This is a genomic window from Longimicrobium sp. (assembly GCA_036387335.1).
Classification (GTDB): domain Bacteria; phylum Gemmatimonadota; class Gemmatimonadetes; order Longimicrobiales; family Longimicrobiaceae; genus Longimicrobium.
In genome coordinates this window covers 51338-78192 of sequence record DASVTZ010000147.1, presented here as the reverse complement: position 1 = coordinate 78192, position 26855 = coordinate 51338, and the positions used below count along the sequence as shown (strand labels likewise).

Sequence of the window (26855 nt, the reverse complement as noted above, 5' to 3'; positions counted from 1 at the left end):
AATCCGTTCCGCACGCGAAGAAAGCAGAAAAGCCTCACAAAGAGGACACAGAGGGAACTACAAGCCACGGAGGACAACCTTTTAGTTGTTCTCTCTGTGCCTCTGTGCCTCTGTGTGAGGCAAAAAGAAGCGGGGCCGCGCGTCGCTGCGCGGCCCCGCCTGTTCACCGTCTCCCGGTCAGTCCGACCGGTCCCCGTCGTCCTCGGCGGCCTTCATGCGCAGGGCGCCGGGGCCGGCGTGGCGCACCTCGGGAAGCGGCACGATGCCGCGCACCGTGTCCAGCGTGCCGTTCACGCGAAGCTGGCGGAAGAGGAAGTCGAACTGCTCCTGCAGCGTGGCGCGGATGGCGGCGCGGTGGGCCTCCGGCATGTCCCACAGCTCGCGCTTGAAGGCGCCGAGGGCCTTCTTGCGCGCCTTGTAGATGAACTGCTGCTCCGTGTCCGTCGGCTTGCGCTCGTCGGGGAAGTTCTGGCGGCAGTGCTCGTACATCCGCTCGCGCAGCTCGGCCGGGAACTGCGGGTGGTCGTAGACGATGTTCTGGAAGTTGGTGGCCAGGTGGATCTCGGCCGTTTCCATGTCCGGGAAGTTGCCGAAGGCGCTGCTGGGGAGCGTCGACGCGCCGTGCTGCACCGCGCCCGAAAGGCCGTACTCGTCGCGCGAGATCTGGCTGAGCGTGCGCAGCGTGTCGAAGTCGATCGCGACGTCCGCGATGGTGCCGTCGGGCAGGACGGTGCCGCCGTGCGTGGTGCCGCTCTGCACCGAGATCTTGGCGAGCCCGTCCACCGGCGTCCCCTCGCGCGAGGCGATCCGCTGCAGCTCGCGGTTGTAGCCGTCCATGTAGGCGCGCAGCTCCTCGGGGGTCGAGTTCTCCGTCCCCACCTCACCGATCTCGCCGCCCACCGAGACGGTGACGCCCTGGGGCTGGTAGTGGCGGATGTACGCCGTCAGCTCGGCGGAAAGGCGGTAGTTGAGCTCCTGCTGCGCGTCCAGTCCCTCCTTCGACAGGTCCACCAGCGTCGAAGTGTCCACGTCGATGTTGTAGAAGCCGGCGTGGAGGCCCTCGCGGATGATGTCCTTGACGGCGCGCATCTCTGCGTCGGGATTCGACTTGTACTTCTTGGCGTTGAGCTGGAAGTGGTCGCCCTGTACGAAGAGCGGGCCGCTCCACCCCGCCTTGATGGCCGAAGCCGTCATCACCGCCACGTACTCGGCGGGGCGCTGGTCGGTGTAGCCGATCTCGGAGCGGGCGATCTCCAGGATGATGGCGCCCGCGCTCAGCTCGCGCGCGGCGGAGAAGAGGGCGCGCCCGGTGTCGAACGACATGGCGCGCACGTTGATGGCGGGCACGGTGAAGCCGCTCACCTCGCCGCGCCCGCGGGCCATGTAGAGCTCGTGGATGGAGGCCGGGGCCACGCCCAGCCGCCGCCCCACCTCGCCGATGGTCCACCGCGCCGAGTCCCTCACGTCCTCGTCCTCGTCCTCGGCGAAGACGGCCGCGCGCACCAGGCGGTCGATCCCCTCCCCGCGCAGCGCCTCCTCGTTCACCACCTCCACCCCGCCATCGGCCGAGACGCGGACGGACGAAGCGACCTCATCGAGCATGGCGCGCACGGGGCCAAGCGTAAGCAGCGCCAGATCGTCGGCGGCGGATTGCACCATGGTTCCTCGGGATGGTTCTCTGGTTCGGAATCGGGTCCTGCTTTCGGGGCCGGAATGTGCGGGCGCCGCGGCGCGGGAGCAAGGGCGCGTGGGGAACAGCGGGGAATGGGGAATGGGGAATGGGGAATGGGGAATGGGGCAGGCATCCCGGCCCTCGCCTCGCACACGTCCCGTAGGGGCGCGATTCATCGCGCCCGTGCCTGCCCCTGCCCCACCATCCGCGTCGGTCGCACGATTCCGTAGGGGCCGACCTGCGTGTCTGCCCACCCCCGCCGCCCCCGCGACCCACGCCCCCGCGCACCGAAAACCCGCAGGGGCCGCCCCACGTGGCTGCCCGTGCCCGCCCGCGCTCCACCCCCGGCACACTCGCGCACGCTGCCATCTGTACCCACCACCCCATTCCCCATTTCCCCATTCCCCGCTGTCCCGGCCCGCCCCTTGCGCCCGCCCGCGCGCATGACCAACCACCCCACCCGAAACACCCTCGCCGCCGCCGCGGCCGCAACCGCCGCGCTGGCCGCGTACGCCTTCCTCGTGGAACCGCTCTGGCTGGAGGTCACCCGGCCGCGCATCCACGTCAAAAACCTCCATCCGTCACTGGAAGGTTTCCGCATCGCGCTGCTCACGGACATGCACGCGGGCCAGGGGACGCCGCTCTCCCTGGTGCGCCGCGCCTGCCGCCTGGCGATGGCGGAGGAACCGCACCTCATCGCCCTCACCGGCGACTTCGCGGCGGACGAGGCGCCGGACTTCGGGCGGGTGATCTCCGCGCTGGACGAGCTGCGCGCACCCTTTGGCGTCTACGCCGTGCCCGGGAACCACGACTACATCGTCGGGATCGAGGCGTGGCACCGGCAGTTCCGCGGGCATCCCGTGATCCGCGACCTCACCAACGGCGCGTGCATGCTGGACGTGGACGGCGCGCGCTTCTGCGTGGCCGGGGTGGACGACTACTCGTACGGCCGCCCGTCGATGAACGCCCTGCCGCCGCCGGACACCCGCGACTTCACCCTGCTCCTGGCCCACGACCCGGACCAGGCGGAGCTCGCCAGGCGATCGTACGATCAGGTCGACCTGATCGTGAGCGGCCACACGCACGCGGGGCAGGTGCGCCTTCCCTTCATCGGCGCCCTGCGCAACCCCGCCGACCGGCCGGACCTGTACGACGAGGGACTGCGGCGCCGGCCGTGGACGCAGGTGTACACCTCGCGCGGGGTGGGGACGGTGCACATCCCGGTGCGCTTCCTCTGCCGGCCGGAGGTGGCGGTGCTGGAACTCACGGGCGACCCGAGGCCGTCACGAAACGCGTGACGGGAACGCTCCTTGCTAGAACTCGCACCCTGCGAGCAGTCCGGAGCGGCGTCGGACGGGACGACGAGCCGGCGCCGATGCGGTACCGTCCATCGCGGAGGGATCATGGCACGACAGACTGGGACAGTGGAGTTCTTCAAGGACGACAAGGGGTTCGGATTCATCCGCCCCGACGACGGCGGCAAGGACGTCTTCGTCCACCACTCCTCCATCCAGATGGATGGGTTCCGCTCGCTGAAGCGGGGCGATCGCGTGGAGTTCGAGATCCAGGAAGATCCGAAGGGCCCCCGGGCCGCGGACGTCCGGATCGCACCGGAGTAAGGCACGACCCTTCGCGATGGAGTGCAAAGCGGCGCCCGTCTCCCAGTTCGGAGGCGGGCGCCGTTTTCCGTGTCTCCCAGGCTTCTACAGCATGGCCTCACGCGGAGACGCGGAGGCGCAGAGAGAACTTCGCGTCTCTCCCCGCGGCTCCGCGTCTCCGCGTGAGACTGCGGTTAGGGGATCAGGACGATCTTGCCGAACTGGCCACCCGCTTCGAGCCGCTCGTGCGCTTCGCGGGCCTGGTCGAGCGGCATGACCGTGTCGATGATGGGGCGGAGGTTGCCGGTGGCGACGCCGCGGAGCATCGCCTCGAACTCGCTGCGCGACGCCATCGTGGTGCCGATGATCTCGAGCTGCTTCCAGAAGAGGACGCGCACGTCGATCTCCACCACGGGGCCCGCGGTGGCGCCGTACGTCACCAGGCGGCCGCCGCGGGCGAGGGCGCGCACGCTTCCCGTCCAGGTGGCGGCGCCCACGTTCTCCACCACCACGTCCACACCGCGGCGCGCGGTGTCGCGGAATACGCCCTTGGACCAGTCCTCGCGGTCGCGGTCGTAGACGAAGGCGGCGCCGAGCTCCCGCAGGCGCCGCACGTTCTCGTCGCCGCTGGTGACGGCGAAGACGCGCGCGCCGGCGAGCCGCGCGATCTGCACGGCGGCGAGGGCGGTGCCGCCGGACGCGCCGATCACCAGCACGTCGTCGCCGGGGCGGAGGCGCGCGCGGGTTAGGAGCGCCCTCCACGCCGTCTGGTACGAGATGGGGAGCGCCGCCGCTTCCTCGAACGACAGCCCCTCCGGTATCACGTACGCCCGGTCCGCCGCGACCGCCACGTACTCGGTGAAGCCGCCGTCCGTGTGCTCCCCCAGGATGCGGTATGACGCGCACATGGACTCCTCGCCGCGCGCGCACTCGCGGCACCGCCCGCACCAGAGCGAGGGATTGACGACGACCCGCTCCCCCACCCTTGCGGCATCCACCCCCTCCCCCACCTCCGCGATCACCCCCGCGATGTCCGACCCGCCGACGTGTGGCATCGTGGTCTCGATGGGGATGCCGCGGCGCACCCAGAGGTCCAGGTGGTTGAGCGCCGCCGCCCTCACCTCCACCAGCACCTCGCCCGCCCCCGCCTTGGGCCTGGTCACCTCTTCGATCCGGACCACCTCGGGCCCGCCGTTTTCATGGAAGATTGCCGCGCGCATGGATGCCTGGGGAGGGTGAGTTGGTTTGCGGGAAGGTAGGATGCCGCTTCGGCGTGGGAAAGTGCGGGGAGGGTGCGGGAGTGCGTGAGTGCGTGAGTGCGTGAGTGCGTCCACCCCCCTTTTTGTCATCCTGAGCGACGCGCCACACCGTCCTCGCCCCGTCTCCCATCTCTGGCGCGGAGCGAAGGATCTACTGCGCGCGACGAGGGGCTGGCGTTGCACCCCGGGCCTCGCGTGTCGCCGGCTAGATCCTTCAGTCGCCGCGCAAGCACAGGGGCACGGCGGTGTCGGGGTGGGCGGCTCCCTCAGGATGACAAGGAGGGGGCGCACTAACGCACTAACGCACTCACGCACTTCCGTTCCATCCTTTCCCGCGCATCCCCCCCCTGCTACCTTCCCCGCATGCGCTACTCCGGTGCCGAAGACCGGCTGAATCCCGAGACCCCGGAAGGGGTAACCGACGACACCCTCGGCGGATACGAGGCGGTCCACGGGCGCGCGGCGGCGTTCCAGGGATGCGACGGGGAGCCGTACACCGCCGCCGTCGAGGTGGAGGAGTCGGGCGGCGAAGGAGAGCCGTACGCGGGGTACCTGGTGTTCGTGCGCTGGGCGCAGACCGGGACCGCCGTGATGGGACACCTGGAGACGGGCGACCTCGTGGCCGCCCCCACCGAAGCCGCGGCACGAGACGCGCTGAATGGCCTCTCGCTCGCCGAGGTGCGCGCGCTGCTGGACGAGACCATCCGCCGCAAGCGCAGCGAAGACGACGACGCGGGCGCCTAGCCCACCCGGACCTTTCAGCATCAGAACCATGCTCAAGCAGAGCCTGCTGTACCTCAGCCAGAGCCCCACCGCCAAGCGAATGGTGACCGGCACCCCCATCTCCCGCCAGATGGCGCAGCGCTTCGTCGCCGGCGACACGCTGGAGGAGGCGGTGGAGGCCGCGCGCGTGCTCAACGACGCCGGGCTCACCGTCTCGCTGGACTACCTGGGCGAGGCCGTGGAGAGCCGCGAGGAGGCCGAGGCGGCCACCGACATGGTGATCCGCATCCTGGAGACGGTGAAGCGCGAGGGGCTGGACGCAAACGTCTCGGTGAAGCCCACGCAGTTCGGGCTGGACATGGACCCCGAGTTCTGCCGCCGCAACATCGAGATGGTGCTGCAGCGCGCCCGCGAGCTGGGAGACGGCGCGGGCGAGATCTTCGTGCGGCTGGACATGGAGAGCAGCGAGTACACCGAGCGCACCGTCGCGCTGGTGGAGGCGCTCTGGGCCGAGGGCTTCCACAACACCGGCACCGTCCTCCAGTCGTACCTCCGCCGCACCCCGGACGACCTGGAGCGGATGATCGCCCTCAAGGCGCGCGTCCGGCTGGTAAAGGGCGCGTACAAGGAGCCGGACTCGGTCGCCTTCCCGGACAAGGCGGACACGGACCGCATGTTCGTGCAGGAGATGGAGCGCCTGCTGGACGCGGGCAACTACCCCGCCATCGCCACCCACGACGAGGCCATCATCGACGCCGCCCGCCGCTACGTGTGGGAGAAGGGGATCTCCAAGGACTCCTTCGAGTTCCAGATGCTGTACGGCGTCCGTCGCGACCTGCAGACGCGGCTGCGCGAGGAAGGGTACAACGTGCGCGTGTACGTGCCCTTCGGCGAGAGCTGGTACCCGTACCTGATGCGCCGCCTGGCGGAGCGCCCGGCCAACATGCTCTTCATGGCGGGGAGCATCGCAAAGGAGAGCGGCGTCTCCGGCTTCGCGCGGCCGCTGGCGATCGGCGGGGGGATCGTGGCGGGGGCGCTGGCGGCGCTCGCCTGGCGCCGGCGCCGCTAGGGTGGCCGCGGTCCGCTACCGGCTCTCCTTTCCCGAGCCGCACACGCACCTCCTGCACGTCGAGATGGAGGTGGAGGGGGTCCATGGACCGGCGTCGCTGGCGATGCCGTCGTGGACCCCCGGGTCGTACCTGATGCGCGAGTTCCCCCGCAACGTCCAGCGCTTCGAGGCCGTGGACGGGGCGGGGGTTCCGCTTTCATGGACGAAGACGGACAAGAACCGCTGGCTCGTCGACCCGGCCGCGGACGACACCCTGCGCGTGCGCTACCAGGTGTACGCCAACGAGCTGTCCGTCCGCACCAGCCACGTGGACGCCACCCACGCCTCCATCAACGGTGCCAGCGTCTTCCTCTTCCCCGAGGACCGCGCCGGCGACCCGCTCGACCTGGAGGTGGAGGCGCCCGAAGGGTGGCGCATCACCACCGCCCTGCGCGGCGCCGATGGCCGCTTCACCGCCGTCAATTACGACGAGCTGGTCGATTCGCCGCTGGAGATCGGCACGCACCAGCTCCTGGAATGGGAGATGGAGGGGAAGACGCACCGCTGGGCGATCTGGGGGCGCGGTAACGTGGACGCCGAGCGCCTGGTGGCGGACACCGCGCGCATCGTGCTGGCGGAGAAGGCGCTATTCGGCGAGCTCCCGTACCGCGACTACACCTTCATCGTGCACCTGACCCCGGGCGGCTCGGGCGGGCTGGAGCACCGCGAGTCCACCGCCCTGCTGGCGGACCGCTGGGCCTTTCGCGGGCAGCCGTACGAGCGCTTCCTCGGGCTGGTGGCGCACGAGTTCTTCCATCTCTGGAACGGGAAGCGGATCCGTCCCGCCGTGCTCGGCCCCTTCGACTACACGACCGAGAACTACACGCGCGACCTGTGGGTGGTGGAGGGGATCACGTCGTACTACACGGACCTCCTCCTGCGCCGCGCCGGGCTGATCACGATGCACCGCTACCTGGAGCGGCTCGCGGAGGCCATCGCTCGCTTCCGGTCTCTGCCGGGCCGCGCGGTGCAGTCGCTGGCGGACTCATCCTGGGATACGTGGATCAAGTTCTACCGCCCGGACCCCAACACGCCCAATTCGTCGATCTCGTACTACGAAAAGGGGGCGCTCGTCGCCTTCCTCCTCGACCTGCGCATCCGCACCGACACGGACAACGCGCGCTCGCTGGACGACGTGATGCGGCGCCTCTGGACCGAGTTCGGCGCCCGCGACACCGGCTTTCCCGAGGGCGAAGTCGAGCGCGTCGCCGCCGAGGTGGCGGGCGGCGACCTGCGCCCCTTCTTCGACCTGGCCCTGCGCGGCACGGAAGAGCTCCCCTTCGACGAGATCCTCTCCGCCGCCGGCCTCACGTTGCGCCCCGCGCACGAGACGGCGCCCTTCCCCGCCGCCGACCCGCGCACGGAGGTGCAGACCGGCCTCCAGTTCAAGCCGGAGGGCGGCCGCAATCTCGTCTCGCACGTCCTCGCCGACACACCCGCGCACCGTGCCGGCCTCAACGCAGGCGACGAGCTGGTGGCACTGGATGGCGTGCGCGTCACCCCAGAAACGCTGCCGGTCCGCCTGGCCGAGCGCCGCGCGGGTGAGCGCGTGCCCGTCACTGTCTTCCGCCGCGACGAGCTGGTGACTCTGGAGATGGAGGTGGAGCTGGCCGCCCCCACGCGCCTCCTCCTGCGCCCCGCCGAGCGCCCCACCCCCGCCCAGCAGCGCCTGCTGGACGACTGGCTGCGCGTGGACGTCCCCGCCGCCCCCGACGTGGCGGTGCGCGCGAGTTGAGTGGTCAGCCGCGCGATCGCCCGCCGACGATCCGCCGCACGATTCCCCACCAGCGCCGCACGTAAGCGCCCGGAAGCTCCCACGCCCTCGCCGCGTATCGCCAACGCATGTAGGCGGGCGAGGGGATGATTGTGCGCAGACCCACGTACAGCCGCACGTGGAGCGGTTGCGCGGTCGCGATCACCCGCGCGCGCTCGGCCGGCTCATCCGCGCCCGGGCGTGCGAGCGCCAGGGCGAGACTCGTCGCGCGCGTAGCCCGGGTGCCGCCCTCGGCGAGGGTGCGCAGGACGTGCTCGGGGACGGGCGCGCCGAAGTGCTCGCGCGCCCGGGTGAGCGCCCGGTGAAGGGCATACGTCCAGTCGAGCGCCGCGGCCTGGCCGAGCACTACTGCCCAGTCGAGCCCCGGCGTCCGTGCGACGACGAGGTGGCAGTCGAGGAAGCGCTGGAGGTACCGTTCCGCCTCGCCGTGCTGCAGGATGGCGTGGGCGGCGAGGTGCAGCAGCTGCGCCTCGGGCGTGAAGTGCCGCACCCGCACGCCCCCGGCATCCGTCTCCACGACCTGCGCGCGGAACCAGTGGAGATGCTCCGTCACGCGCAGGAGCTGGGAGGGATGCAGGCTGGTGTGCATCTCCACCAGGAGCCCGCCCGGCGACCTCAGCGTGGGGAGATGGTGCGACACCCGCCCGCCGCCGCGGAACATCAGCGGCGCGTCCGCAGCGGGCCGGTAGCCGAGCGCGAGCACCGCGCGCTCCGCATCGTCGCAGCGATCGGACGGGACGAGGAGATCGAGGTCCTTCATCGACCTGAGCGCGGGTCGCGGGTAGACGGTGTGGGCGAGGGCGTATCCCTTCAGCCACACCCACTCGATGCCGGCCGCCGCGAGCGCCGCCTCGATGCGAGCCTGCTCCACGCGCGCCAGCAGGTATCGCGTGGCGGCGTCGCGCGCATACCCCGTCAGCGGCGCCCAGGCGGAGCCGGCAGTCGCGATCCCCGCATCCTGCACGGCCGCAAAGAGCATGGGACCCAGCCCGTGCGTGAGGGCGAGTGGCGCCAGCACCTCGGCATCCGCCGCGCTCACCTCACGCGGATCGGCGCGCCCGCACACCAGCGAGGCGAGAAGGCGCTCCGCTTCGGCGAGATCCACGGCGGGCGTCTCCACGGGACCCATCACCGCGAGCTCACCATGCCCGCGTCCACCGTCAGCAGCTCGACCAGCTTCGGCAGGTCCGCAAGGCGGTTGCCGCGGTGCACCGTCCGGACCGGCACCAGCTCCGTCACCCGCGCCAGTGATTGGAAGAGGCGCGCACGCCGCGGCGCATCCAGCCACACCTTTCCGTACGTGTGCTCCATCAGCCATCGCAGCGCCTCGCGCGGCGCGAGCGGGGTGACCGATGGCTCGCGCGGCTCGGCATCGCGCGGCGCGAGCAGGTAGATGACGCCGAGCGGGGCCGCTCCCCCGCCGGCCGGCGCGTCCATGTAGCGCTTGGTGCTGAACGAAGGGTCGCTCCAGACGGGCGGAAGGAGGTCGAACGACTCGTTCACGGCCGCCGCGCTCTCGGCGAGCAGGCGAAGACGCGGGAGGCCGGGGTGGACGAGCACCTGGTCCGTGCCGAGGCCGAGCGCCGCAATGTCGTCCGTGAGGAGCTCGTTGCCGGCGGCCACCAGCGCCGCGGCCGTCGTCGACTTCCCCGTGCCGGAGGGGCCCAGGAGCAGCGCGCCCCGCCCGTTCACCACGACCCCGCTGGCGTGCAGGCAGGGCGTGCCGCGCAGGTGGAGCGCCATCGCGACGGCGGAGTAGAGAATAAAGGTGCGGATGTCCGGGATCGAGATCCCGGACATCCATCGTACGGCGATGCGCGTCCCGCCCTCGCAGGTAAGGTCCCAGCGGGCGCCGCTGGCCGCATCCATGTACCCGAGCCGCCAGGTGTCGTCATCCAGCCGCCAGAAGCTCTCCATCCCCCTGTAGACCGGATCCGGTCCATCCCAGCTCAGTGAGCGCGCGGGCGTCGCCGGGATGTCGACGTCCAGGTCGAACGGACCGTCGTCGGCGCTCGGAGCGGCGGGCAGAGGCTGGTTGCAGCGCACCGCGAGGCCGTACACCCTGTACCGGAACGGCGGCGTCATCAGGCGGGGAGGTAAGGCGCGAGGCGGGGCGGCCGGTGCGCGTGGGGCACCCGCTCCGGGGCCACCAGGCTGGCGCGCTCCCAGAGCGACGCCAGCTCGGCGCCGTCCTCCGCCTGGCGCGAAAGAAGCTGGATCAGGGCAAAGAGCGCAAAGAAGTCGTACGGGTGGAGCCGGAGCACTTCGCGGTAGTACGCCACCCGGTCCCCGGCCTCGGCCGCGCGCAGGCGGAGGCGCCGCAGGGGGCTCGGGATGGCGTCGAAGTGCCGGCTGGCCTCATCGGGACGAACGCGGCGGGCGGCGTGGTAGCGCAGCTCGGCGTGCAGGTCCGCGTACACCGGCGAGCGCTCGCGTGCGTCCTCGGAGTCGAGCAGCTCGTCGTGCCTGCCCAGCGCATCCAGGCTGGACGCAGCGAGCCACGCCGCCCGCGCGAAATCCGGCCTCTCACGCAGGAGCTCCCGGCAGAGCCGCAGCGCCCCCTCGTGGTCCTGCCGCCGGGACGCGTCCAGCGCCTCCTCCAGCGCCGCGGCCAGCACGGGCGAGGGCGCGGGGACGGGAGCGCACGAGGGGGTTGCCGAGGGCGGCAGAAGCGAGCGGTAGAAGCGTTTCCGCGACGCGCGGCCAGGCTCGGAGGTGCGATTCGCAAGCACCCAATCGTGGGCCCGCCCGGCCAGCCGCCGCAGCGCGTCCCGATCGAGGTACAGCTCCTCGAGCACCGAGGCGAGCTGGCCAGGGTGCCGGAACAGGGGCGCGAAGCCGGCGTGCGGCCGGTAGATGGGGATGTCGCTGAGGAGGGGGACCGCGCCGCCCGCGCCGTACTCTACGAACTTGGCGTCGCACCGCCCGCGGCTGAACGGAGTGTCCTCGGCGGGCGCGATGCCCGCGTGCCAGCCGCGGATGAACTCCAGGTACTCGGGGTGCGGGCTGAACGGCCGGTATTGAAGCTGCGCCTCCGGGATCTCCGGGAAGCACTCCGCCAGCAGCCGCCGGTCTCCCATGAACGCGAATGTCGCGTCGGCGTGGCGCCGGCAGAACTCGGTCACCACCGGCGCGAGCGCCAGCAGATCCTCCCGGTGCGACGTGGAGCCGGACCAGCCGAAGACGAAACCCTCCGGCTTCTCCGGCATCCGCTCCGGCACGATCGGCAGCGAATAGTCGACGACGGCCACGTGCTCGCCCAGGCTGGCGAACGCCTCCGCCACCCCGGGAGAGTACGTCTGCACCCCGTCGGCGAGCGCGGCGTAGCGAAAGATCTGCTGGCGCACGAGGGGGCTGCGCAGGGCGTGCGTGGGGGACAGCCAGCCGCCGAGCGCCAGGATGTTGTCGCTGATCTCGTAGACGGTGGGCCGCCCGCGCTCGCGCCGCAGCCGGATCACGGACTCCAGCTCGGGGGTGCTCAGCATGTGGATGACGAGCACGTCGCACGCGAGCGCCGCGGCGGGAGCGGCGGGGTCGTTGGCGCCGAGCGCATCCACCCGCCACTCCTCGTCGTCCGCGAAGAGGCGCGCCGGGTATTCGACGCTCTGGTACCAGACCCCCTCGCTCTCTCCCCGCATGGCGTGGGGGTGCAGCACCAGGGCCGTGAACCGCTCCGTCACGCCTCGCGTCGCCAGTAGACGCCGGTCCAGTCGATCCGGCGAATCGGGTCGATGATCCCGTGTTCGGCCCGGAACTCGTCCACCGCGCGGCGGCATGCGTCGATGGCGCCGTAGTCGTCGATCACCACGAAGCCGCCGGGCGACACGCGGTGGTAGAGCGAGTCCAGGATCTCGCGCGTGGACTGGTACAGATCGGCGTCCGCGCGCAGGATCGCCAGCCGCTCGACCGGCGCCGTGGGGAGCGTTTCCGAGAACCATCCCCGCAGCCAGCGCACGCCCTCGTCCAGCAGCCCGTAGGTGCGGAAGTTGTCCTGCACCGCGTCCAGGTCGCACGCCAGCCAGGGCTGCCGCTCCTCGCTCCAGTCCAGGTCCCAGGCGCGATCCACCTCGTGCGTCGGCGGAGGCAGCCCCTCGAAGGAGTCGGCGAGCCAGACGCGCCTGTTCTCCTCGCCGAGCGCCACCTGCAAGCCGCGCATGAAGATGGCCGCGCCCCCCTGGCACACCCCCGCCTCCAGGAAGTCCCCCGGAACCCCGTCCGCGAACACCCTGCGCGCGCAGTACTCCAGGTTGTCCAGCCGCTCCATCCCCACCATGGTGTGCGAGAACCGGCTCGGCCGCCGGCGCCGCACCGAGCCGTCCACCTTGGAGGCGACGAGCTCCTCGTACTCCGCGGGCTCCCGGTAGCGGATGTCGCGCATGAGCTGCTCGCCCTCCAGCCCGCGCGGCCGGCCCTGCTCCTCCAGCAGCTCGATGCGGAGCTCGTGCTCGGGGTAGATGAGGTTGACTAGCGCGCGCTTCAGCAGGTCGAGGTAGCGGCTCCGCACCCCCGCATCGCCGGGCGCCTCGTCCACTTCGTCCACGAGCCCGCGTCGCGCCAGGTCGCCGAGAAACGCCCGCACCGCCTGGCCGCACTCGTCCGGGCCGATCTCGAACTCACCGGCGACGCGCGCGCACAGTGCGTCGAAGGTGATGGGCGCGTCGGTCAGCTCCCAGAGCCGCCGTGCGGTGCCGTTCAGCATCATCCCCGAGCCGCTGGGGCCATGCTCCAAAACGATCCCGCCGCCCTGCACGTGGGCGACGGGACGGTGGGTGCGGAAGAGCAGAGGCGCCGGCGCGGTCCGGACCGCGGTGCCGTCCGTCAAACAGACCCTGCGTACACGGTGAAGTCGTAGACCGTACCCGCGCCGCCCGCTTCGGTGCGGGTAAACGGGACTTCCTCCACCACGGGCGTATGCCACGCCAGCTTGGCGGAGGGGTTCTCCGTGTCGGGAGTTCCGGTGGTCTGCGGCGCGTCGTTGGAGCTGGAATGCATGGGACGGTCTCCTGGGGAGGTTGTTGGACCCGCGGGGATAACGATGCTGGTTTCTTGCCACTCCGGCAAGGGCCCCCCGCCGCGCCGTTACCTGCCGCGCGCCGCGTCCTCCTCGCGGACCAGGAAGAGGCCCACGGAGAGCATCCCGAAAAGGTAGTACGCGGGCATCTCCGCCTCGGCGGTTTCCGGCCGCTGGAGGTCGCCCCAGAGCTGGCGGAGGAGTGGCATGGACAGGAAACGCGCCACGAGCGGCGACGCCTCCACCCGCGCAACCGCTTCGCCGATGCGGCCGAGCTCCCCCAGCGCCAGCCGGGTCATGTCGCCCGACTGCATGCCGCGCCGCGTGTTCCACTGCACCTCGGGGGGGAGCAGCCCCTCCATGGCCCGCCGGATCAGCCAGCGGCTCTGGCCGTCGCGCACGAACTGGTCGCGCGGAATGCCGAGGCAGAACTCCAGCAGGCGCAGATCGGCCGTCGGGTCGCGCAGCTCCATCCCGTACGCGGCGCCGATCTCGTGCAGGAAGGCGCCGGTCGCGCTCACCCCCGGCATGAGGGTGGCGAGCTGCTCCCCCCGCGGCGTCCGCGCGGAGTACCACCCGATGCGGTGCTCGGTGCGCCGCATGTGGCGCACGATGCCGGAGCGCTCCATGAACCCGGGATCGAGGGGCACGTGCCGCGCCCACACCGTCCGCGGCTCCTTGAACCGCCAGCGGAGCTGCAGGCGCGCCGCGTCGATCACGGGCCAGAAGAGCCGCCGCCACGCCACGCGCGCCATCGGCACCCCGGTCGCGCGGCTCTCCCCCGCCAGCAGCCGCCGCACGGTGGGCCAGGCGCCCGTGGCTGCGAGGTGGGCGAGCGCGAAGCTGCCGCCGTTCCACGACACGGTGCCGTTCCCCCGCTGCCCTACCAGCAGCGTCCCGATCCCGCGCTCCCGGGCCGCCGAGAGCATGTCGTGCACCCAGTAGTGGCCCAGCGCGGCGGGCGCCGGCTCGGAATGGGTGGTGAGCGTACGCAACAGGGCATCCAGCGGACTCACCCGTTCGCCGCTCACCTTCACGTGCTCGGCGATTCCGATGTACTCCGCGGCCGCGTGCGCGAGCGGCCACTCGTCCACCAGCGGTGTGGCGCCCGTCCCGTCGTCCCGCGCCGGCTCGCGCGGCGCGGATGTGAACGCCACCAGCGGCCGCCCCTGCGCGCGCAGCTCGCGCGCCGCCAGCGCCGTCACCGAGCTGGAGTCGAGCCCCGCCGTCAGCGTGGATCCCACCGGCCGGTGCGAGCGGAGGCGGCTGCGCACAGCCTGCGTGTAGAGCTCCAGGAAGCGCTCCACGTACGCCTCGTCCGATCCCAGCCGCACCTGGGGAGCGTCCCGCGCCCGCCAGTACTCGCGCACGGAGACCCCCGCTGCCGACACCGTCAGGCAGTGCGCCGGCGGAAGGCGCCGCACGTCTTCCCACAGCGTCGCGGTCCCGTCGCCCGGCCACCCGAAGAACATCTCCGCCACGTGCAGCTCGTTCACCCGGCGCGGGACGCCCCGGAGCCGGAACAGCGCCTCGTGGCCGGACGCGAACGCAAAGAAGCGCGGCGTGGCGTGGTAGTAGAGCGCCGTGTGGCCGTACTGGTCGCGCGCCACGAAGAGCCGCCGCCGCTCCCGGTCCCACGCCGCGAACGCCCAGTCTCCGAGCAGGCGCGACGGGCTCTCCTCCCCCCACCGCTCGTACGCGCGGAGGATCAGCTCGCCGTCCGGCATCGCCGCCCGCTCCTCGCGCGGAACGCCGAGCGCGCCGAACAGCCCCTCGCGGTCGTCCAGCCGCGCCGCCGCCACGAGCACGGTCTTCCCGTCGCGGCTCGTCAGCGGCATCCTCTCGCGGAGCGACTCCGGGGTGTTGTACAGCAGCCGCTGCCCCACGCCGCACGGCCCCTCGCGCCACGTGCCGCCGCCGTCCGGCCCCCACCCCGCCAACGCCGCGTCCATGCCTGCGAGCGCCTCCTCCCCCGCCGGCTCCCCGGCGAGATGCGCGAACCCAAAGATCGCGCTCATCCGCCGAACCGCCTGGCCGCGCGCGCCGCATCCTCCCATGCTCGAATCGTCATCCGTCCATTGTAGACGGCGCCTCGCGAGGGCGCAAACCCGCCGCCATCCCGCTCGGCTGGTCGTGCCTGGCCGGTCCTAGTACATTCCCGGCTCCGCGGCCACGTGCTCCTCGACCCGCTCCGTACGCCCATGCCCACGATCACACCGAACACCCCGCTCGTCCGCGATCCCGCCCTCATCAGCGCCTCGCTCGGCGAGGAGATCGCGATGCTCCATGTCGAGTCGGGCCGCTACTTCTTCCTGAACGGCGTCGCGGCGGCCATCTGGGAGCGCCTGGAGGAAGCCACCACCCCCGCCGACCTCTGCGCCGCCCTCGTGGAGCGCTACGACGTCTCGCCCGCGCAGTGCGAGACCGAGGTGCTCTCGCTGCTGGGAACGCTCCTCGACAAGGAAATGATCCACGTAGCGCGATGACCGCGCTGCGCACCCTTGGCCGCCTCGCCTGGTCCGACCGGCGACTGCTCGCGGAGGCCGCGTTCTGCCTCGCCGCCGCCCGCGCCATGGTGCTCACGATCCCCTTCCGCCGCCTCTCCTCGCGCCTCGGCACCCCCGGCCGCGAGACCTCCACCGCCGCTCCGCCGGAAACGACCCTCGACACCCTCAGAAAAGTCCGCTGGGCCCTCCAGGCGACGAGCCGGCGCCTCCCCTGGCGGTGCGCGTGTCTCGAACAGGGCATCGCCGGCAAGACGATGCTGCGCCGCCGCGGCATCGCGAGCACGCTGTACCTGGGCGTGGCCCGCGAAGGCGACGCGCGCGCCACCGCCCACGCCTGGCTCCGGAGCGGCCCGCTCGTCATCACCGGCGCCGCCGGCCGCGAGCGCTTCACCGTCGTCGCCACCTACGCGGACGACGAGCCACTTCCGGATGGCCCCGTCCCGCGAGCGGGTTGACGGAAACGCGGGTGTGGGTTAGCTTCGAGTCCTCGAACGCGCCGGGAATGCGTTCGAGCTTTCGGACTCGGGACGTGGCGCAGCCCGGTAGCGCACCTGAATGGGGTTCAGGGGGTCGCCGGTTCAAATCCGGCCGTCCCGACTAGATGTAAGAGAAGGCCCTCCAACGCGTTAGCGCTGGAGGGCCTTCTCGCGTCCGGAGGGGGCGTGTATGTTTTTGTGTATGTTTGTTTCGGGGGTTTGTAGGCACCGCGAGGCTCACGAGCGTCCTCCCTGCACCACGATTCCAAGCTTCCGGACCGGCTGCGTGACCGCCAACGCGATCTCCTCCGGGTCCTCCGTGAGATAGCAGTTACGCAGGCTGCGCGGGTCCTTCCGCCCCTGCGCGTCCATCCGCGCCTTCTCCGGGTGGTGCCGCCGGTCGTTCTCCCACCCCCGGCGGACCGCGTGCGCGTTGACGTACGGGATCCAGAGCACGCCCGCCGCCTGCGCCCGCTCCCGGTTCAGATCCGTCACCACGTCACGCAACAGCCGGATCATGTAGGAGCGGTTGCCGATCGGGTCCCGCACGGCTTCCCTGAGCCTGGCCGCCGTCGCACCATCTACCTGCGGCACGAGGAACTTCACAGCCTCGCGGAACGCCTCCTCCCGGCGGGCATTGAAGTAGCCCAGCAGCACCACGCCGGCGGCCCTGGCACGCTCCAGGTTAGCGGTGTCCACCAGCCGCTTCAGCAGCTTGGCCACATAGTGCCGGTCCCACGGCGCGTCCGAGCGAGGCGCCCGGAACGCATAGCTCTCCCCCACGGCCCCGCCCTTCCGGATCAGCATCTCCACCGAGGCGCGGGTGCGCTCGCCGTCGATTGGCACCCACCGGCCGTCCATCTCCTTGTCCGTCTCCCACCGCTTGTGCAGCCGCCCGTACGGCCAGCGCACGGGATCGCGCCTCGGGTCGTAGTCGCACGGCCGGAACTCGCAGATGGCCGTATTGCGCCAGCCGGTGCCGAAGGCCAGGTCGAGCCAGAAGCCGAGTAGCCCCTGCTCGTCGATGCGGTCCGCGTACGGGCGCACGGCCTCATACCAGTCCCAGGACGCCCAGATGCGAAGCGGACGCGCGTTGCGCAGCACCCCGTAGCCGGAGATCGGATTCTCCGGGATCCAGCGCCGCTTCTTGTGCGCGGCGTGGTTGAGGCAGGTGTTGAGGAAGGTGATGTCGGCGCCGATGGTGGTGTCGGTCACCTCCCCGCGCAGCTTGCGGCCCTGCACGCGCACGCGGCCGGCGCGGCGGTCGGCGACGAAGCGGTCAATGAGATCATGGGTAAGGCGGCGAACGTCGCCGAAGGCCTTCGGGTCGACGGTGCGGACATACGCCTGCCAGAGGTTTGCGCGCCGCCGCGACTCGGCCAGGTCGTCGGTCTTCTTCCCCAGGCGCTGCTTCTGCTCGACGCGGGGGAGGATGACACCGGCCTCGTACTTCTCGAACAGGGCGGTGAGCGTAAGCGTGCCTGTCTGCTGCGCCTCTAACGCCGTCTCCAGTTCCCGTTGGATCCGCTTCGCCTCGCGCTTGGCCCTCTCCCAGTCCGAATGCCCCAGCGACTCCTTCCGGAGATTGCCGTACCGCGTAACCACGATGCCGTCGGGCATCCACTTCTCGCCGGCGGGCGCGTTCGGGTCGTACCAGACGAGGTAGAGGGACCGCCGTCCGGCGAACCTTCTTCACCGAGACGGTGGTCCCGTAATCTCCCGTGCTCCAGCTCTTCTCGACCTTTCCGCTCATCTACCCGTTACCTCCGCATCCCGCCTGCCTTGGCCGACAGGAGCCGGGACCCAAGCGCGCCGGCGGCCCGCGTGCGTCTGCGCTCCACGTCAGGACGCGGGACGCCCGTCTGCGCGGCCGGTTCCAGTTGAAGGCGCAGGGGAGTGTGCTCGTCGTCGGATTGCGCCGGCTGATAGCCAGCCTTCCGCGGCACGTCGTAGTACGCGAAGGCCGGGCGGTGCTTCGTGCCGACGTTGCGCTCGGGCTGCTCTCTCAGGAGGCGCCCCAAGTGCGAAACGCTGTATCCGCCGATCCCGGCGGCCTCGGCGAGGCTAACAGACCGGGTAGCGCCCCGCCGGAACGCCGCATCCAACTCGGACGCTACACACCGCAGGGTACGCACGGTGGGCGTGTCGCCCTCCCAGGCCTCCAGGTACTCAGCCCGGGCACGAAGCCATTCCGCGAGTGACTCCGGTGCGCCGGTGTACTCGACCGTGCCCGCTGCGAAGGAGGACGCGTTCACGTGACCTTCGCACTCAGACCGTAGGCGCGGAGGCGGCCGTATCCGGCCGCGGCGCCTGCTCCAGCCACCGCTCCACCGCGCGCACGTGCCCGCTGAGGGCAAGCTCGTTGAGCCGCCTGACCGGCTTGCCCGCCAGTCTCTTCAGGCGAGCGAAGGTGTCGCGGTGTGAGGCACCGGTCCGGGCGCAGTACTCGCGGACCCTTCGCGAAAGCAACGCACGGAGCGCACGCCGCCGCGCCTCCACGGGGACGTCGCAGCCGGACCCGGGGCCTGCCGCCTCTCGCAGCGCCAGCGCGAAGGGGAGCGGGTCCTCGAGCGCGAGTCCGCATTCTTCAGCGACGGCCCGCGCCCGCTCCAGCTCCGCCGGGGCGAGCACCCGTGCTCCGACGACGATCTCCCAGTCGCTCCCGGTGGACCCCAGCGCCCGGAAGTCGCTCTCCTCGCCTTCGCCCGTCCGCGCGCGAGCGATCTCCACGTCGTCGGAAGCGGTCTGCTGCGGGAGGTGATGGGAACGTTCGTCCGAGAGCGCCCGCGCATGCCTGAGCAGACCCGGATCGGCGGGTAGATAGAGATGTGCGTCCTGTTCGGACAGCCCGGGGACGACGCGCACGAAGCGTCCGACCACCTGGCGAAAGAAGAGCTCGGTGCTCGCGTTGGTCGCCCAGACGCCCACGCGCAGCCGCGGAATGTCGGTTCCCTCGCTCACCTGGCGGACCGCGACGATCCACATCTCGCGGCTCGCCGTGAATCGGGCGATCACTGCCGAGGCATCCGGGTCGTCCGAAAGGGCGACGGCGGGCATCATCCCCGTGACTTGCCGCAGGCGCTCCGCCACCTTTCGCGCATGCGCCTGGTCCATGCACACCACCAGCCCGCCTGCGTCCGCGTGGCCCCGCAGCCGAACGTCGAGGAGACGCCGGTGGGCCCGCTCCAGTGCGTGCCCCATCCAGCCGCCGGCGGGATCCAGCGCCGTGCGGAGACGGGCCGCCGCGGCCCCGCGGAACGCTTGATCCAGCCGCGCGCCGGGGATCTCACTGCAGATCTCAATTCCCGCCCTGTGCGCCGCGATCTGCCACTGCCGGCGGAGGTGCGTGGTGGGACAGATCACCGCCAGGGTGTCGACGTGACGGTCAGCGAGGGCGCCGTGCGCGAGGTGCAGCGCGAACGTGGTTTCCCCGGCGCCGGGCGTCGCCTCCGCCAGGAAATCCCGCGGCCGGCCGCCGTCCTCCCAGCAGCGCGTGGCTTCCTGTTGCCAGCGGCGCAGTCCCGAACGCCGACGAGCGGGCGCCACAGGGCGAGTCCGGGAGGCAAGCGCGCTCCCGGCGGCATCCGCCCCCATCCCCGTCCGTGTCGCAGGTCCAGAGGCGGCTCCGCGCGTCATGGCGATCTCCCGTAAGGCGTTCAGGTCCGCCGATGTTACCCCGTGCAATCAGACCGGGGACGGTCCCGGCCCCTGCCGCCGGGGTACCATCGAGTACCGAATTTCCGCCGTTCCCAGGTGCCCAGGACGCGACGTGAGCGCCGCCCCGCTGGACGACCGGATCAACGCACGCGCGCAGCTGGAGCACATCGCACGCGGGCTCTACGCGGACCCCACCGCGGCACTCCGCGCGATGCGCTACGACGCCCACACCCAGGGAGCGGAAGAGGTCCGCCGCAGGCTTGAGGACAACTTCACCCACTACGGAGAGCCGCCCGTCCGCGTGCATGGCCCGGCGCGGGAGCGCGCCCAACTCGCCCTGCGCGAGGGCGGGGTCGCGGCCGACATCGAACGCTGGCTGACGCACGACCACACTCCGGCCGGGCCGCAGCTCATCCGCGACGGCGAGATCGAGCGGGTGATGCGGGCGCCGGATGCCGAGGCACTCGGCCGCGCACCGGCGGACGCCCGATGGCCCCTGCCGGGAGAGGACCCCCGCACTGGGCTCAACGCGGAGGAGCGTCTCGCGTACGACCAGATCGAGGGGTTCGCGGAGGCGAAGGAGCGTGCGGACCGGCGTCAGGCCGCCGAAGCCCGGCTGCACGAGATCGCCGACCACCGGGACAACCTGACGGCCGCGGAGGCCAACATCCCACGCGCCAAGGCTGCGCTGAAGAGCGAGGTCGAAGGAGCCTTCGCCGACAGTGCGAAGGCGTTGGGGCGGATCGAACGCGCGCTGGAGCGGGACGGGCCGTCCGAGACGGCGCAGCGCATTCGCTCGGGGGAGCTGCTGAAGAACGAACAGAAGATCACCGCGCCGAAACGCCTTTTAGGCGTGATCCCCCGGCGCGACCGGACGGCCGAAACGGAAGCGCGCGAACGCGTGGCGCAACGGATCGAGACGATCGGGTACTACGAGGGGGACCTGGGGAAGTGGAGCACGTTTCAGCCGCAGAATGGACCCGCGGTGCACGGGGCGAAGAACGTGCGAGCCGCCCTCGACCGCGAGGAGGCACGGGTTGCGGCCGACAGCGGGATTGGCCGCGACCGTGAACAGGTGATGCGAAACCGGCCCGCGCCTGTCCACCCCAGCCGCGAGGCGAGTCAGCTCGGCCGGGCGGCGCAAGAGCACCTCAACCGGCTCCAGCCGGAGAGCCGCGAGCGCGTCATCCGCGCCGCGCGCCAGTCAGGCGTGAACCGGATCGGCGCCGCGCTCGGTCACCTGCAGACGATCCAGATGGTCGCGCGGACGTTCCGAGAGGGCATCGAGCCGCCGGGCCAGTGAGGAAGCATTCGTTTCACCCCAAAACGTCCGGCAGGATTCGGTAAGCAGCACCATCAACGAGCGTTTCGCCATCCGCGAGGATGACCCACAGATCGAGGACCCCGTCTCGGAGCGGTGGCAGGACTGCACCTACGCCACGTTCCTGAGAGCGGCAGGACTGGGTTCAAGCGCAGTAGTTGTCGCAGATGAATACCGCTGTGCCCCAAATGCCCTATCTCCGGTTCCTGCAATCATCCCCGGTCTATTCATTCGCGGCGCATGCTTGGATTTGCCCGGAACCGAGAGTATACTGGGCAACCCGGCTTCTTCCCAGACGTGGGACCTGCCTGGGAGGCTAGACCAACGCACATCGGCAAGACCGCGCGAGCTGCGCCTCGCGCCCCGACTCCTTTGCCCGCGCCCTGCGGCCGGGCGTTCGCCGCTCACATCGCCCATGCCGCGCCGTCAACACCGCCGATTTGTAGAGCTTTTCCGCCCGCTTCTGCCGATTGCCGCTGCCGTGCCAACGGTTATCGCAGCACTCACATGGGGACTATTCCCACTGCTGTTGGGGGCAGTCCTGACGATCGTTGTTCTCCGCTATACAAGCCCGCTTCTGCGCCTGTTTCTGCGGGTCGTACCACCAGAGGAGGGGCCAACCGACCGGCGCGGATTCCGCGGCCTACTTCCCTACACAGAAGGCGAGACGCTCCCGGGTCGAACTCAGGACGAAGTCGAATGCCGTTCTAAGATCCGAGACCTCCGCCACCGGTTCTTCGTGCTTGCTGGTGAGGCAGGGTGCGGCAAGTCCTCCCTGTTGAATGCGGCACTTGTTCCTGAAATGCGGGCCTGGGCTGAGGTGGTGCAATTGCGGGTACACGACAATCCATTTGGTGAACTTGCCCGCGCTGTGAACCTGCCACATGTACCGAGCAGGGAATTTCCGCCAACCCGTGCCGCAACGCTTATTAGAAGTGCCTGGCCAGCCGCAGTGGACCGCCGTCCACTGATCATCGTCATCGATCAGTTCGAGGAGTTGTTTCTGCATTCCAGCAGCGATGAGCGTGTAGCATTCCTATCGTTGCTCCACGACCTAGTCGCCGATAACCGCGCACGCGTGGCCGTCGCGCTCCGTCGCGACCGACTTGATCTGCTCCTCGTGCTGCTCCTTCAGGTTGATCCCAGCGAGCGAGTACTGTCGCTTTCCATGCTGCACATGCTTGAGCCGTTCCGTGAGGCCGAAGCGCGACAAGTCACCGAGGAGATCCTTTCGGAGTTCGTGGACGGTGATCCCCTGCGCGCGCAGCAGATGGACGACCTGGCGGCGACCCTCGCCCGTGACCTCCTCCGGCCGCCCCGCGACAAACGAGTCTCGCAACGCGAACCGTGGACAGTGCTACCCGCCGAACTCCAGGGCGTTGGCCGAATGTTGCAAAGGGAGGGCCCGGCGCAACTCTCTGTCGAGCGGTACCGCGCGCGCGGAGGGCGCGAGGGGCTTGTGCGCGACTTCTTGGAGGACGTGCGAAGCGAAGTCAGCCAGACCACAGGCGTGGATGGTTCGATCGCCCTCACTGTCCTCCAGGAACTCTCCCCAGGGGGGATCCGCCTCACATTGGCTGCGAACGAGTTGCTGAAAGCGCCCAGCCTCCGATCACTGGATGCCAAAACCCTCGACAGAGTACTACGTGCGTTTGAGCGCCTGCTACTAGTAAATCGGCTTCCTGCGAGCACCGCGGAGGCTCCGGACAAGTTCGAACTCATCCACGACCAGTTAGCGAAACTCCTGCACGACGCCCCTGATCCCTTTTTGGTAAAAAAGCGCAACGCGGAGGCCCGCCTGGAGATGTGGCTGTTGCAGACGCGTAGCGCGCCAACTGCCCCTGGACGGCGGCGGCTTCGTGACCGGATTGCGACGCCTTTGCCGCTCAGCGAGGCGGTCCGACTGCGTCGATTTGCGGTCACAGAGGACGCCCGCCGAATGATCGCGGAGGCTCTATGGGCATTCCGTGCGCAACTCGCGGTCGCAGTGGTAGCAATGCTTCTTCTTGGAAGCGTCTCACTCAGCGTGAATAACTCGAATCCGGTTCAAGCACGGCTCGCCGAAAAGGAGGCCATACGACTGGCGACCCTCTTCCACGACGACGACGATGGGGCGACCCTGACTACCCTGACCCTCGCGCTGGCCGAAGGTGGTTCTGTTGAGAAGGCGCTTGCCGCCGCCGCCCTTGTTCGCGCACCCGCCGAGCGGGCAGCCATGCTCGCCATTGTCGCGGACAGCCTACTCCAACTCGGCCACGTACCAGCGGCGGGCCGGGTTCTGCAGCAGGCTCTACGTCTAGGGCACCTCGTCCAGAACGACACCACGGGACTAATTGCACGAATGGCCGAGGCCCTAGGTCAAATCCACCCGGACTCCGCGTCTGCGCTGACCGCCGCGACCAAAACGCCGATCGCCCGGGCTTGGGTGCTTGCCGACGTGGCCCGCGGGCTTTCCCATCTCAGACCTGCATCGGCGCGCGAGCGGTCCCTAACTGATGCGCGAGCCAGTGCACTCAGCCTGCCCGACAGCCTTGGGCGGCTGGAGGCACTGGTCCATATCGCCGACGTGGCGCAGGAAATCAATGCTCCGGCGGAGTTGTCGCTCACCGCGGTGGAGATTGACCGATCTATACAGAATCGAAGAGAGAAGCAGGAACTGGTGCGTGCCGCGGAAGTACTTGGGCGTGCTGGGAGAATCGAGGAGGCGACCGCCGCATTCTGGGCTGCGAGCCAACTACCGGGCATGGGGTCGATTAACCCGAACCGTGTCGCGGAACAGGAATTGATCGCAGCAATCGATCACTTCGCGCGTGCGGGAATGCTTCCCGAGGTACTCACCACAGCCGCGCGTGCTCCGCTTGACGGCAACGAGAACTATGTGGGGATTGTTGCCGGCGGAATCGCCTTGGCCGCGGGACTGGATACCGCGTTGCAGGTCGTACGCCGCCTCTCGAGCGGCGTGTCCCGGGACGAGGCGGTCCTAGCCATGGCATCGGTACTGTTCCAGTCTCAGAAAATCCGAGAGGCGAGAATTGCGCTCGGGGACTTCAAGGGACCTCCGAGTGGTGAGTACCTCGGGGCTGAAGGCCTGATGTACAGTCGTGCCGTGGAACTCCTATTCAACGCTGGAGAAAGGCAACGCGCCGAGGTCGTCGCGTACACCCTCGACACGTCGGGAAGCGTCTATGCGAACCGAGGTTGGAACGAGAGCATTGTTGGAAAACTGTACCTTTCCCTCGGAATGCCCGACTCTGCCCTTAAATTCGCGACCATACCCGGAAAGCGCTGCGACTCGCTGATTGACATTGGTTCGTACTTGCTAGACGAGGGTGATCACTCACGCGGCTTTGCCGCGCTCGAGGCCGCGCTCCGCCAGTGTCCAGCGTATGAGGAAGAGCATTCGCGCATGGGTCCATGGCGAGTGAGGGTGGCCACGGAGTACCTGCGAACCAACGCCATGCAGTCCGCCGATCTGCGCCTGCGGAAAATCGTAGTCGCGGGTGCCGACTCCGCGCGCGCCGCGGCCGCCTTGCGGCTTTCTACTGCTGGCCACATTGCGGAATCGCGGCGGCTCACCGCCTCAATCCGCGATGAGGTAGAACGCGGACGCGCACTCGAGGGGCTGGGGATTGCGCTTGTGCTCCAAGACAGCTTGCCCGCCGCAGAAGCGGTATATACAAATATCCGGTTGGCTGCATCGCGTCATACGCTCTGTCGTGCGATAGGGCAGCGCTACGCGAAATGGGGCCGTTACCGTGACGCGAATCGTGTGGCGAACATCTGCGATTCCTCTGGTGATCGCATTTACGTACTGAGTTCCATTCTCCGACACCGGACCGCCCATTTGCGGCGCGCGCGCTTAAAATCAACCCGAAGTGCGTAGGTGCCCAACGGAATAAGAGGAGGGAAAGCGCCCCGACAATAGGTGCCGACGAGCTCTTATTCCCCAAGTCCCGAAGTAACTCCACTTCAGTACATCGGATTTGGCTTATAAAGCCCACGGACCTCCTGCATCTCGAGGTAGTTCAGCTTGTCGACGTACAGAGGCCGGTGGCCACGGACGAGCAGCTGCTGCTTCTCGGGAGGCATGCCGAGCACTTCGTCCGGGAGCACGATGCGGCCGGTGCTCACCTGGCTCACCCGGGCTCAAGCGTCAGCGCTCCGCGCCCGCGGGATGCTCCCGCACCGCTGCGGTTTCGTTGCATGCGTGCAACGGGTGACCCACCCCGGATCACCACGCGCAGGAGTCCCACCGCGCTCGCCTCGTGCGAACGACGGATGACAAGTCGAAATCTGGTGCGTCAGTTTGAAGAAAGGTATGTTGGGATCAAGGTTGATGCGCCGCTGCGCCATTATTCGGACTGTCGATTCGCATGTCGAAATCCCGCGAATGGGTGTACTGGCCCGCCCGCCTTGAGTACGCCGCGCCCTGGCTGATCGGACCCTCCCTGTTCATCCTGCTGGGTGCACTGGGATTCTCGTCGCGCTACATCGACACGGTTTCTCAGACCCCCCGCCCGGTTTCCAAGTCGATTCTCTTCATAGTCCTTGGCACTGCGCTCAGTTTTATTTTGCTCCTTACGCACGCTCGGACGGCGTATGTCACGTTCCGGCAGTCGGTCCGCCCCGTGTTCTTCACGACGATCCTGCTGAGCGTAGCCTACGGTGCCCTCTGGAGCAGCCTACTTGTCGTGAACGGTAGCCTCGCGTGCGCCCTTTGCGACGCCTCTCAGATCGACATACCAACTACGCTTCACGTCTCGGCGACTGCAGTCCAGATCCTGGCCTCGGTCCTCCTCGTATCGGCGCTCTGGAAGACAGAGGATCTGAGCCTGGGGAAGGTACAGAAACTCCGAGACGTGGCACTCGCTCACCTGCCGAAGGTGGTGAAGGGAAACGCGTCTCAGGACGAGTACCAGCGGGTGCTGGAAACGCTGGCGGCAATTCCGGCCGCGGCAGGCGAAATCGGGCTGGTCACGCCACGTGAGCAGAGTCTGGTTGCCGACTGGACTTCCGCCGCCGAAGAACTGGCTGCCGATCTCGGCGGATGGACGCCGAGGGAGATCCCGGAGAACATCCCCTCACGCGTCGCTGCGAACCTGCTGCGCCTCGCACGTTCATGAACTTACCTCAGATCCCGTGATGAGCACGAGCTACCAAGCTGTCCGCCTCGCGGTCGTCGATGGCGCTTCCCCGCGGGAATGCAATCCGTGGAACGCGGAACACCCGCTCGCGGGATATGAAAAGCTGATCAATGAACTCTGCCCGACGATTGCGACGAACTTCCAGCAATTCGACGAGCAGCGCTTCCGCGTGGCCTGGGATTCGCCGTCAGACTTGCAGGCACGGAAGGGCGAGGCATGGCAGCGTTTTGTAGGCGTGCTCGTGGACGCCGTCGGCGCCGAAGGAATTTCGTCGCAGACGGCAGTCGAAAACACGGTGATCGAGATCTGCAATCGCATTGCTACCGAGTCCAACACTCCGATGTACATCCGGGTGGGATTCTACATCTTCGTGATGACCTCCGAGCGGGAAACGCAATTCCAGGCGGACTTGAGCCAGGGACTTCGTGACAAGCTGAACGAGAAGTTCAAGCACCTGCCTCCGGATTTCCGGATCGTGAAGACAGTTTCCGATCCCAAGTTCCTGATCAAGGCCCTCGAGGCCGAGACGAGCCAGCTGGCCCGGAACCTCGGCACGTGGAAGATCCGGCAACCGGCCCTCTCCCTCACCACCAAGTGAGCTGAGC

23 protein-coding genes and 1 tRNA gene are annotated in these 26855 nt (G+C 69.4%); 12 read left to right on the top strand and 12 right to left on the bottom strand.

The window, feature by feature from the left end; genetic code table 11:
• Positions 1-177: 177 nt before the first annotated feature.
• Positions 178-1659 carry a class II fructose-bisphosphate aldolase gene (locus VF647_14000; protein ID HEX8453210.1) on the bottom strand — a complete coding sequence of 494 codons (1482 nt, stop codon included), beginning with the start codon at positions 1657-1659 and terminating at the stop codon, positions 178-180.
• 456 nt (positions 1660-2115) lie between these two features.
• On the opposite strand from VF647_14000, the gene VF647_13995 reads away from it, so the two are divergent.
• Entirely contained in the window at positions 2116-2970 is an 855-nt protein-coding gene (locus VF647_13995) for a metallophosphoesterase (protein HEX8453209.1), read from the top strand.
• Between the two features lie 105 nt (positions 2971-3075).
• Positions 3076-3291, top strand: coding sequence for a cold shock domain-containing protein (locus VF647_13990; GenBank protein ID HEX8453208.1), 216 nt, complete (start codon positions 3076-3078; stop codon positions 3289-3291).
• Between the two features lie 173 nt (positions 3292-3464).
• Here the strand turns inward: VF647_13990 and VF647_13985 are convergent, their stop codons facing one another.
• Positions 3465-4490: a zinc-binding dehydrogenase gene (locus VF647_13985; protein ID HEX8453207.1), complete on the bottom strand. Its 1026-nt coding sequence runs from the start codon at positions 4488-4490 to the stop codon at positions 3465-3467.
• Positions 4491-4892: 402 nt separating this feature from the next.
• Here VF647_13985 and VF647_13980 point away from each other — a divergent pair, with 402 nt between their 5' ends.
• From VF647_13980 to VF647_13970, 3 genes are read left to right on the top strand one after another with little or no spacing between them, the layout of a single operon-like run.
• A complete protein-coding gene (locus VF647_13980; GenBank protein HEX8453206.1) occupies positions 4893-5273 on the top strand; it encodes a hypothetical protein in 381 nt (126 codons plus the stop codon).
• 28 nt (positions 5274-5301) lie between these two features.
• Positions 5302-6321 carry a proline dehydrogenase family protein gene (locus VF647_13975; protein ID HEX8453205.1) on the top strand — a complete coding sequence of 340 codons (1020 nt, stop codon included), beginning with the start codon at positions 5302-5304 and terminating at the stop codon, positions 6319-6321.
• 1 nt (position 6322) lies between these two features.
• Positions 6323-8095: a PDZ domain-containing protein gene (locus VF647_13970; GenBank protein HEX8453204.1), complete on the top strand. Its 1773-nt coding sequence runs from the start codon at positions 6323-6325 to the stop codon at positions 8093-8095.
• A gap of 4 nt (positions 8096-8099) precedes the next feature.
• On the opposite strand, the gene VF647_13965 is transcribed toward VF647_13970, so the two are convergent.
• The 6 genes from VF647_13965 to VF647_13940 form a co-directional block, all read right to left on the bottom strand.
• Positions 8100-9263, bottom strand: coding sequence for a nucleotidyltransferase family protein (locus tag VF647_13965; GenBank protein HEX8453203.1), 1164 nt, complete (start codon positions 9261-9263; stop codon positions 8100-8102).
• Complete coding sequence (locus VF647_13960; GenBank protein ID HEX8453202.1) at positions 9263-10219, bottom strand: hypothetical protein; 957 nt, start codon at positions 10217-10219, stop codon at positions 9263-9265. The genes VF647_13965 and VF647_13960 overlap by 1 nt, the downstream gene beginning before the upstream one ends.
• Positions 10219-11814 (bottom strand): hypothetical protein, encoded by a 1596-nt coding sequence (locus VF647_13955; protein ID HEX8453201.1) that lies wholly within the window; start codon positions 11812-11814, stop codon positions 10219-10221. Before VF647_13955 ends, VF647_13960 begins: the two co-directional genes overlap by 1 nt.
• A complete protein-coding gene (locus VF647_13950; protein HEX8453200.1) occupies positions 11811-12956 on the bottom strand; it encodes a PqqD family peptide modification chaperone in 1146 nt (381 codons plus the stop codon). Before VF647_13950 ends, VF647_13955 begins: the two co-directional genes overlap by 4 nt.
• Entirely contained in the window at positions 12953-13126 is a 174-nt protein-coding gene (locus VF647_13945; protein HEX8453199.1) for a hypothetical protein, read from the bottom strand. Before VF647_13945 ends, VF647_13950 begins: the two co-directional genes overlap by 4 nt.
• Before the next feature lie 87 nt (positions 13127-13213).
• Entirely contained in the window at positions 13214-15163 is a 1950-nt protein-coding gene (locus VF647_13940) for an asparagine synthase-related protein (protein HEX8453198.1), read from the bottom strand.
• A 183-nt stretch (positions 15164-15346) separates the two neighbouring features.
• Between VF647_13940 and VF647_13935 the strand changes: the two genes are divergently transcribed.
• The 3 genes from VF647_13935 to VF647_13925 all read left to right on the top strand — a co-directional run bounded on the left by VF647_13935 (position 15347) and on the right by VF647_13925 (position 16249).
• A complete protein-coding gene (locus tag VF647_13935) occupies positions 15347-15631 on the top strand; it encodes a PqqD family protein (protein HEX8453197.1) in 285 nt (94 codons plus the stop codon).
• Positions 15628-16107, top strand: a complete 480-nt coding sequence (locus tag VF647_13930) for a lasso peptide biosynthesis B2 protein (protein ID HEX8453196.1) — start codon at positions 15628-15630, stop codon at positions 16105-16107. The genes VF647_13935 and VF647_13930 overlap by 4 nt, the downstream gene beginning before the upstream one ends.
• Before the next feature lie 68 nt (positions 16108-16175).
• Positions 16176-16249: transfer RNA gene (locus tag VF647_13925), tRNA-Pro, on the top strand.
• A 116-nt stretch (positions 16250-16365) separates the two neighbouring features.
• Here the strand turns inward: VF647_13925 and VF647_13920 are convergent.
• The 3 genes from VF647_13920 to VF647_13910 form a co-directional block, all read right to left on the bottom strand.
• Complete coding sequence (locus VF647_13920) at positions 16366-17748, bottom strand: hypothetical protein (GenBank protein HEX8453195.1); 1383 nt, start codon at positions 17746-17748, stop codon at positions 16366-16368.
• 140 nt (positions 17749-17888) lie between these two features.
• On the bottom strand, positions 17889-18383 hold the full coding sequence (locus VF647_13915) for a hypothetical protein (protein ID HEX8453194.1): 495 nt from the start codon (positions 18381-18383) through the stop codon (positions 17889-17891).
• Positions 18384-18396: 13 nt separating this feature from the next.
• Positions 18397-19674, bottom strand: coding sequence for a hypothetical protein (locus VF647_13910; protein HEX8453193.1), 1278 nt, complete (start codon positions 19672-19674; stop codon positions 18397-18399).
• Positions 19675-19897: 223 nt separating this feature from the next.
• Between VF647_13910 and VF647_13905 the strand changes: the two genes are divergently transcribed.
• A complete protein-coding gene (locus VF647_13905; protein ID HEX8453192.1) occupies positions 19898-21088 on the top strand; it encodes a hypothetical protein in 1191 nt (396 codons plus the stop codon).
• A 433-nt stretch (positions 21089-21521) separates the two neighbouring features.
• Complete coding sequence (locus tag VF647_13900) at positions 21522-24989, top strand: hypothetical protein (GenBank protein ID HEX8453191.1); 3468 nt, start codon at positions 21522-21524, stop codon at positions 24987-24989.
• 86 nt (positions 24990-25075) lie between these two features.
• On the opposite strand, the gene VF647_13895 is transcribed toward VF647_13900, so the two are convergent.
• Positions 25076-25246, bottom strand: a complete 171-nt coding sequence (locus VF647_13895; protein ID HEX8453190.1) for a hypothetical protein — start codon at positions 25244-25246, stop codon at positions 25076-25078.
• A 233-nt stretch (positions 25247-25479) separates the two neighbouring features.
• Between VF647_13895 and VF647_13890 the strand changes: the two genes are divergently transcribed.
• Both VF647_13890 and VF647_13885 read left to right on the top strand, forming a co-directional pair.
• Entirely contained in the window at positions 25480-26229 is a 750-nt protein-coding gene (locus tag VF647_13890; protein HEX8453189.1) for a hypothetical protein, read from the top strand.
• Positions 26230-26248: 19 nt separating this feature from the next.
• Positions 26249-26848: a hypothetical protein gene (locus VF647_13885; protein HEX8453188.1), complete on the top strand. Its 600-nt coding sequence runs from the start codon at positions 26249-26251 to the stop codon at positions 26846-26848.
• Positions 26849-26855 lie beyond the last annotated feature (7 nt).